The 7,458-nt window shown below is 52.2% G+C and carries 9 protein-coding genes; 3 read left to right on the top strand and 6 right to left on the bottom strand.

Annotated features, from left to right (window positions below; all coding sequences use genetic code 11):
* The 4 genes from GS632_RS21875 to GS632_RS21885 all read right to left on the bottom strand — a co-directional run.
* On the bottom strand, window positions 1–711 hold a 711-nt coding region (locus GS632_RS21875; RefSeq protein WP_171722492.1), incomplete at its 3' end, for a nucleotidyl transferase AbiEii/AbiGii toxin family protein.
* Window positions 701–1,522, bottom strand: a complete 822-nt coding sequence (locus GS632_RS21880) for a type IV toxin-antitoxin system AbiEi family antitoxin (protein WP_171238900.1) — start codon at window positions 1,520–1,522, stop codon at window positions 701–703. The genes GS632_RS21875 and GS632_RS21880, both read right to left, overlap by 11 nt.
* A gap of 448 nt (window positions 1,523–1,970) precedes the next feature.
* Entirely contained in the window at window positions 1,971–2,189 is a 219-nt protein-coding gene (locus GS632_RS22240; protein ID WP_253284533.1) for a GDCCVxC domain-containing (seleno)protein, read from the bottom strand.
* Window positions 2,190–2,193: 4 nt separating this feature from the next.
* The gene (locus GS632_RS21885; protein WP_171238901.1) at window positions 2,194–2,517 is read right to left on the bottom strand and encodes a hypothetical protein; all 324 of its coding nucleotides are present in this window, start codon (window positions 2,515–2,517) and stop codon (window positions 2,194–2,196) included.
* A 98-nt stretch (window positions 2,518–2,615) separates the two neighbouring features.
* Here GS632_RS21885 and GS632_RS21890 point away from each other — a divergent pair, with 98 nt between their 5' ends.
* The 3 genes from GS632_RS21890 (at window position 2,616) to GS632_RS21900 (ending at window position 4,797) form a co-directional block, all read left to right on the top strand.
* Window positions 2,616–3,005: a MerR family transcriptional regulator gene (locus GS632_RS21890; RefSeq protein ID WP_171722493.1), complete on the top strand. Its 390-nt coding sequence runs from the start codon at window positions 2,616–2,618 to the stop codon at window positions 3,003–3,005.
* A gap of 505 nt (window positions 3,006–3,510) precedes the next feature.
* Window positions 3,511–3,717, top strand: a complete 207-nt coding sequence (locus GS632_RS21895) for a cold-shock protein (protein WP_170430361.1) — start codon at window positions 3,511–3,513, stop codon at window positions 3,715–3,717.
* Window positions 3,718–3,789: 72 nt separating this feature from the next.
* Window positions 3,790–4,797, top strand: coding sequence for a fatty acid desaturase (locus GS632_RS21900; RefSeq protein WP_171238903.1), 1,008 nt, complete (start codon window positions 3,790–3,792; stop codon window positions 4,795–4,797).
* On the opposite strand, the gene GS632_RS21905 is transcribed toward GS632_RS21900, so the two are convergent.
* Both GS632_RS21905 and GS632_RS21910 read right to left on the bottom strand, forming a co-directional pair.
* Window positions 4,789–5,037, bottom strand: coding sequence for a ParB N-terminal domain-containing protein (locus GS632_RS21905; protein WP_170357377.1), 249 nt, complete (start codon window positions 5,035–5,037; stop codon window positions 4,789–4,791). The two genes, GS632_RS21900 and GS632_RS21905, sit on opposite strands and share 9 nt — an antisense overlap.
* Window positions 5,038–5,111: 74 nt before the next feature.
* Window positions 5,112–5,801 (bottom strand): hypothetical protein, encoded by a 690-nt coding sequence (locus tag GS632_RS21910; protein ID WP_171238904.1) that lies wholly within the window; start codon window positions 5,799–5,801, stop codon window positions 5,112–5,114.
* Window positions 5,802–7,458 lie beyond the last annotated feature (1,657 nt).

Below are 7,458 nucleotides of genomic sequence, written 5' to 3' on the forward strand. Positions count from 1 at the left end.
CTCTGCAATCGCGCTCGCCGCACTCGTTATCTTTTGGCTATGAGTCCTGAGCCTAGTCATGCCCTCGAACTCACGCACATAAGGTTGATCTAGGGCAATCAGGTTGGGATTCAGCAATTCGTGTGCCGGACGTGCCGAACAGGCGATGTAGATCAGGAAAGTCCGGAACAGATCATCCGTCAGTCCTTCGTGTTCATAGAGAAGCTTTACATCATAGAGATCGCGTGGATGCTGGCGATCCACGGCTGCGTGGAGCTTACCGCCGAACAAATCTTCGAATGAGACGATCTGAATTTCTGCATAGCCAAACGCGTCTGCTACAGCGTCGGAGACCGCCCGGGTTTCGGGGTCGTGAACAACGCCGCGCGTGACTGGCGAGGTTTCGATTTTGACTTCTGCACCTTCCAGACGCGCAAGCACGCGGGTGGCGCCGCCCCCACCTCCTTTTATTCTTTGAGCCTTGGCCCCGTTGATGCCCCTTTCGATCGACTTAGCGATACGATCCATGGCTTCGTTGATCTCGGCGAGGCTCTGTTCGCGCTCTTTTATCGGCAGATATGTCAGGTCGATATCAACCGAGAGCCGCGGTAGATCGCGATAGAAGAGGTTGATTGCTGTCCCGCCCTTGAGCGCGAATATCTCTTCCTTCGCTACGTAAGGCAATACACGCACGAGAAGGGCGACCTGGGATTCATAGTTCCTACGCGCCATTTTCTGCCTCTGTCGTGGCGAACTCTTCCGGTACCATGATACGATATCGCGGATGTATCCGGCCACCTTTGACCAATGCTCGATCCCCCGTCCCGAGGTTGAAGGCGTCAGCATCAAGTCGTTTGCGCCAGGGGTGATTGTGGCGATCCGCAAAAACGAAGAAGAGGCGCCTGATTTTTATTTTCTTGCAGCTCAACAAGAGCGCCGAGAGCAACTTAGGTCGTAGCGTCGTCAAGCCCTCGAACACCATGTCGAGGTTGTGAAAACTCTCATGGTCCGGCAATTCGTCCATAGCTTCCATGACCGCCCGTTCGGGGGCCGACATGCGCAGTTGCCAGTCCCACGGGAGGGAGTTTTCAGATTTTAGGTCGTCATTTGTAACGCCAAGTGCCTGGTCAGTGAACAACGACGTATTGCGCGTTTCTATAGGTGCATTGAGTGGCAGCTTCGTGAGCCAGTTGGGTATTTTGTAGCCATAGATCCAGATAGGGGCGTTGTCTCCCAAATGCAGGTAGTGGTCGTAGCCCTGTTGAGAGAGAGCAGTTTTGCCGCCGACATGAATATCATAGCCCATGATATGGTGCATCGAGATCAGGCAGGCCTTCCAGTCAATGGTGTTTGATGCGGGCGGATTGGGAACAGGTCGGCGGAAAACGCCGCGGTGAACGCGTTCGAGCCAGCCCCGTTTTACATAGTCGCGAAAGGTTTCGTAGGCTATGCCATGGGCGGTGAGCCAGTTGGCATCGACGAGATACCCAGCGGGCACCGAGTCGAGAACTTTCTTCAGATTTTGCGATCTTCCAGCGTTCATGACGCCCTAAATCGTATAATTTCAAAGAAAAGGCAAGAGGATCTCTTTGAAAAGTACATTTTTAAAGCGTCTATAGCGCTGAAAATAGCACATTATTAAAAACACAGCGCCACGCGGAAACCCATCGGAATACCCGGGATAAATGGAAGATTCCGGTGCCAAGGGCGGGAAGCGGACTTTCTCCGCACATGCAAGAGAAACCGGCTAAGACTGTGAAAGCTGCCAGTCAGATTTCGTGTAGCCCTTGTAGAATGCTGCAATGCCGCATGACCGCTTGGAGCCCAATCTGTACCCTGGGTTTTATTGCTGCATGCGCTTGCAGCAGCAAAACGCTGCGATTGCCGAATATCTAGTGCCGCCAAGCAGCGGAAAAACCGGTCACTCATGCAAATTGCAGCGATGCTCGCGGCGGCAGCTCACAGTTCGCCCGACAAAGCCGTCCTTCACTTCATCCGCAACAGCTATCGCCTAGCTGAATTGGTGGACACGGGACCGTGGCATATGAACAGTAAACACAACAGTCGCCTTCCAACGGCTTCAAAATTGTTTTGCACGACTTGCATTCATAGAACCACTGGCAAGCATCCGTTGGCATTTGCTCGGTTTCGCTGTGGCCACATTTCGGGCAAGTCAGGGTGCTTTCTAGGACTACAGTTTGTTTTGTCATAGTCTCACATCTGCATGATCAGGTAATCGTTAATCCGTGCCTCGTTAAACACAACGACCCAAGCCACGCCGTTGATTAGAGTCGTTCCTGCAAGCCGCCATTTCAACGTCGGTAAGGAACCGCGCCGATAAGATACCAGCCACGATATCGCGACGAGCGCCGTTGAAATCGTCAGCACATAGTAACTCGCTGCCGCAACCTTCCCAAAGATTGCCAACCAACTGCCGCCCAGCCCCAGTAACATCATTGTCATGGGCAAAACGCAGCAAGTCGCGACGCCAAGCGCTGATAGCGATCCCAAATAGTTGAGGCTAAGGTATTTCTGCATTCTGTTTCCCTCATGAGCCATGACGCGCGGAGTTGTAGAGACAGCAACTTCTCGTATAACGTCTGTAGCCACTTCAGGATCAAGGCAGGAAATCTCACATGTTTGCGATTGGGGAAGCATCCCGGCGGAGCGGAGTCGGAATTGAAACTATCCGCTATTACGAACGCGAAGGGGTCGTGCCGAAACCAGAAAGGGCATCGAATAATCGACGCATGTACTCCGCGCACGATGTTGGACGGCTTCGTTTTCTAAGGAAGTGCCGAGACTTGGGTTTTTCGCTTGCCGATGCAAAGGTGCTTCTCAACCTGTCCGAAGGCGATAGCGAGGATTGCCAATCCGTTAAGGAACTGGCCGAGCTTCATATCTCCAATGTGCGTATGAAGATAATCGAACTTAAGCGATTGGAGGCCGCCCTGAATGAACTTACGGCCAACTGTAACATCGGGAACGTTTTTTGCCCGATGCTTGCGCAGATACGGACCTACTAATGGCACTTTGAGGCTCGCAGTCGCCCTATGCCAACGCAGCATGACCCAAGATTCGGGCCGCGCAGAATCTACCGTTCGTTAGAGAAGTCAACTCGTTGATTTAGCAATGTTTCCATCAATCAATGAACATTTTTGCCTCGCCGCGGTGTTCTTGAAGCACACTGCGATTTCGGACAGTGAGCCCTACCTACCGTGCCTGAGCAATCAATTTGCTGTATACGCACTCGGCAGGTTTTTATCATGAAGCCGACCTCTGATTTCCGAATCGCAGAGCAATGGTTCTGCTTATCCTTGTCCTAAATTGGGCTAGGCAGACTCAGATCTTCTGTTGCTTTCTATTGTATCAAGGCTTGTATCGTGCGTACTCGAAGTCCATATACACAAGGCTAACGTTTTTCTTTTTCGACCTGCTGTCTCCCAAATTCGGCGCTCAGTCTTTCGATTCAGACCGACCACGCCGAGTCGCCGCAATAATGCGGGCGGCAAGTATTAGGAGACTTCGACCATGGCAAATGGCACAGTAAAATGGTTCAACTCGACCAAAGGTTTTGGCTTTATCGAACCTGAAGATGGCAAGCGCGACGTGTTCGTGCATATTTCAGCACTCGAACGTTCCGGCATTAGCGAATTGAAGGACGGCCAGAAGGTTACCTTCGACGTCGAGGCTGGCCGTGACGGACGCGACAGCGCCGCCAACCTGGCACTTGCATAGCCTGCTAGGGGCACCCTTCTGGGGTGCCCGTTTGCTCAGAGGGCTCCTAAGAGCCGTTGGAGAACAAGTCAGTTGCAACAGCAGGAATTGACCCGGGCGCTCGCGCAATACCGTGTGCCCGATACGAAGCGTAGCGTTTTTGAACTGACAATCACTGTCATCCCCTTTTTCGCGCTATGGGGCGCAGCGTGGTTTGCACTATCCCTTAGTATCTGGGTCGCTGTTCTACTGGCCATCCTGAACGCCGCATTTCTGGTGCGTATCTTCATCATCATGCATGATTGTGGTCACGGATCATTCTTTAGAAACCGTACCGTTTGCAATTGGACAGGCCGGGTCCTGGGTGTTCTCGCCCTCACACCTTATGACGTCTGGCGGCAAAGCCATGCGATTCACCACGCCTCAACCGGCAACCTTGATCGGCGCGGGATGGGCGATATCCCTACGTTGACTGTAGAGGAATACCTGAAGCGCAAGTGGGCCAGTCGTGCCGCTTACAGGTTAATCCGGAACCCCTTCTTCCTGTTCTGTATCGTACCGGTCTACACGTTCTTTCTTCAAAATCGCTTGCCTTTTGGGTTCATGCGGTCAGGCTGGCTGTATTGGGCAAGTGCAATGGGAACAAACGCCGCGATTGCGGTGGTCCTGGCTCTGATTTTTTGGATCGGAGGCCTGGATGTATTGGTTTATGTATTCCTGCCAACCATGATCGTCGCCGCGTCGATTGGTATTTGGCTTTTCTATATTCAGCACCAGTTTGAACACACGACCTGGGAACGGGAAGAGGGGTGGAATCTTCAGAACGCCGCTTTCTTTGGAAGTTCTCACTATGCCCTACCAGGCATCCTGCGTTGGTTCTCTGCCAATATTGGTGTGCACCATGTTCACCACCTTGCCAGCCGCATACCGTTTTATCGGTTAAACGAGGTTTTGCGTGACCATTCCGAGTTGGAAGATTGCCAGCGTATTACTTTATATGAGAGCTTTCATTGTGCGCGATTGCACCTTTGGGACGAAAAAAGTCAGCGCTTGCTGACATTTTCCGAGGCTTTGTCGAACACCAATAACAACTCAGTGTAGTCTGGCGCGCACCAGATATGCCTCGACAGTGTCACCGCCTAGGGCGCGAATGGCCTCCAGTCGGTGAAGGCCTTCGATCAGCACGAACCTCTTGTTGTCCGCGCGTATCTGGATCGGCGTCTTCTGGCCGTTCTTCAGGATATCTTCGGCCAGCGTCAGAACTTTTTGTTGATCAAGCGTTTTCGCCCGTTTCACAGGTACATAGATCAGGTCGAGCGGATATGGTCTTTTCTCCAACATAAGCTACGTGAGCAACCTTTCGTGCAATTGTTCCGGTTCAGAGTTCGTTGCAAAAGCTGGGGCTGGAACGTGCGTCATAGAACCGAACGAACAGCATCGCGCAGTTCCTGATGCATGATCCAAGTCGCTGGTTCATCGTCACTTTTGATGTGAGAAAATGCCAGAACCTGTGCGGCGCCATCATTCTGTGCCGATCCGGCTTCGGGAAGCTCGAGTTCCAGATATTCTGCGATCAATAGCCCGATTTTCTTGAAGACCTTGACGGACGCTTCGCGCGATTTGTAACCAGCCGCCTGAGACAAGTGACCAATGGTCAGACCCTCCTTGCCTGCGATTGTAAGTGTTTTGAGCATTGTAACCTGTGCAGGGGTCAGCCTGATCTGGCGCAATGCCTCGGCATATTCTCTTTCGCTGGGAACAAGGGTACCGGAGTTTCCCTCCAATCGGCGTTGACCGCTACGCTTCCTGTCTCGTGCTTTGAGAATTTCTTTTAAGGCTTCAATGGCCAATGCCGGTGTTTCGCCAACTGCATCGGCAATCATTGCCTGCGTTTGAGCTGGTGGCTTGGGGAATGCGCGCGCAACGCTGTTGCCGCTCAGAATACCAGCCTTAATCAAGTACTTTCCGAACTCTTCTTCAATCACGCCTGATACGTCGGCGTTCCGCGACTTACGAACACTGCGGTCCTGAAATGCTCTTTGTTCCAGACCACGAACTGATATCTTTGAACCGTGAAGGGTTACTTGAGGGGCATTTTTGCGCATCAGAGAAACACGACCACAATTATGGCCGCAACAAACACCGCTAACGCGATAAACATCTTCACTCTGTAGGACCAGCGATGCGCCCTTTCGGCTTTGAGCATTTTGCCCAGGTTTTCGTCAATCGAGTTATGGTTCACGGCTTGGTCCTTCCGGATATGTCAGGCGATATTGATTTCCCCAACCTATTTTCGCGGCATATTTTCGGTGCACTTATCGTTCTGTCTTGTGAACGGCCGATTACATTCCCAACCATCACCTCTCCGATTCAAATGAGCGTTTGAAGGGACAAGGATCGCAACGCACCTGTCCTGGTTTGCGCGAAAGCCACGTTCGCATTTCCATCCAGAGTAGGTTTCAGGCGCAAGGTATGCATGCAGTGGAACGGCCACAGGCTCACAGCCGCTCTCCGCTGCCCTGTAACCTCTGAGGCATACCCAACCATCCGCGCTGTTTTTGTCAGTCAGACGGCCGTTGCTTGGGACACTAATCGCAACACAATCCTGGCTTTCCTTACGAAATCCCCAGTTGCAGTGTATTTCCTGTGCGCCAAACCGGGTTTCAACGTACCCATTTTGCGGCGCAGTCATTTCTTCGCATTTTTCTCCGACTTGCCGGAAGAGCCGATTGCACACCCATCGATCTCCAGTCGATGCAAGGTAGGCATTCTCAGGAACATTGATTTCCTCGCAAAACTCCCCGACATGCTGGAAACCATGTTTGCATTCCCAGCCACTGCCATAGGAGCTACCCGTCAAATATGCGTTTTCTGGTAAGTCTGTTTTTTGGCAGGATCCGTTTTTGTTTTCGAAACCTTCCTCACAAACCATTCCGTCGGCATTGCCTGTGACTTGGGCAGGAAGCTGCGTCCCTGTGAGCAACAACAAGAGTGTCGGGATCAAACACAGAACGCGGTTCGAAAACACGATGAATGACAGATTGAGGCGAAGCCTGGGGCCTGATCTATCGGGCATCAAGCACGCTAATTATTAGCCATGTGTTGTTCATACGGCGCCTTCTTTCATGAGTCACGCGACGACTGGGACTTGTCAGGTGACAGTTGTGTATGCTTGCGAGGAACTAGCTCATCACGAAGACCCCAGCGAAACCCGTTCCTATGCTGGGGCACATGCTACAGTTATTCTGAAGGCCATTGGATCATCGAAGACGGCAGCATCGCGGCGACGAGTAATTTTCACCAATGCACTTTTGTGGTCCTTAGCCAGAATAGAGTCAAGGAAGTTTCCCTTGTCGCAATGCAAGTACCGCCAGGGCAGGTAGTTTTTGAAACTGCCGGTGACCAAGATCCTTAGTAAACTACCGAAAGAAATTGTCTGGCCTGAGTGCGGCGAAAGAGGAGTATGTGATCAAGGCTTCCCCGTGACTATGAATGACTGGCCTGATGACATTGGCTGCAACGCAGCGATTTTCGCGCCGCTTCTGCACAAGTACCCGCGGTGCGATCAAATGGCCGCTCCGTCCCGTACCCTGTAAATTGCGCCTGAGCCGAGAAAACTGTGCTGCGAGCGTACGCAACAAGATTTTGACACTTCCGCTCAGGGCACGCTACGTCCCCCCCTGCGTAAAAGAACTAGAACCACTATGGGTGTTGTCACGTTAACTTCCGACCCACCAAGGAATGCTGATGCCCGGACTTCAA

The organism is Ruegeria sp. HKCCD7296, assembly GCF_013110775.1.
In the GTDB taxonomy this organism is placed as follows: Bacteria; Pseudomonadota; Alphaproteobacteria; order Rhodobacterales; family Rhodobacteraceae; genus Ruegeria.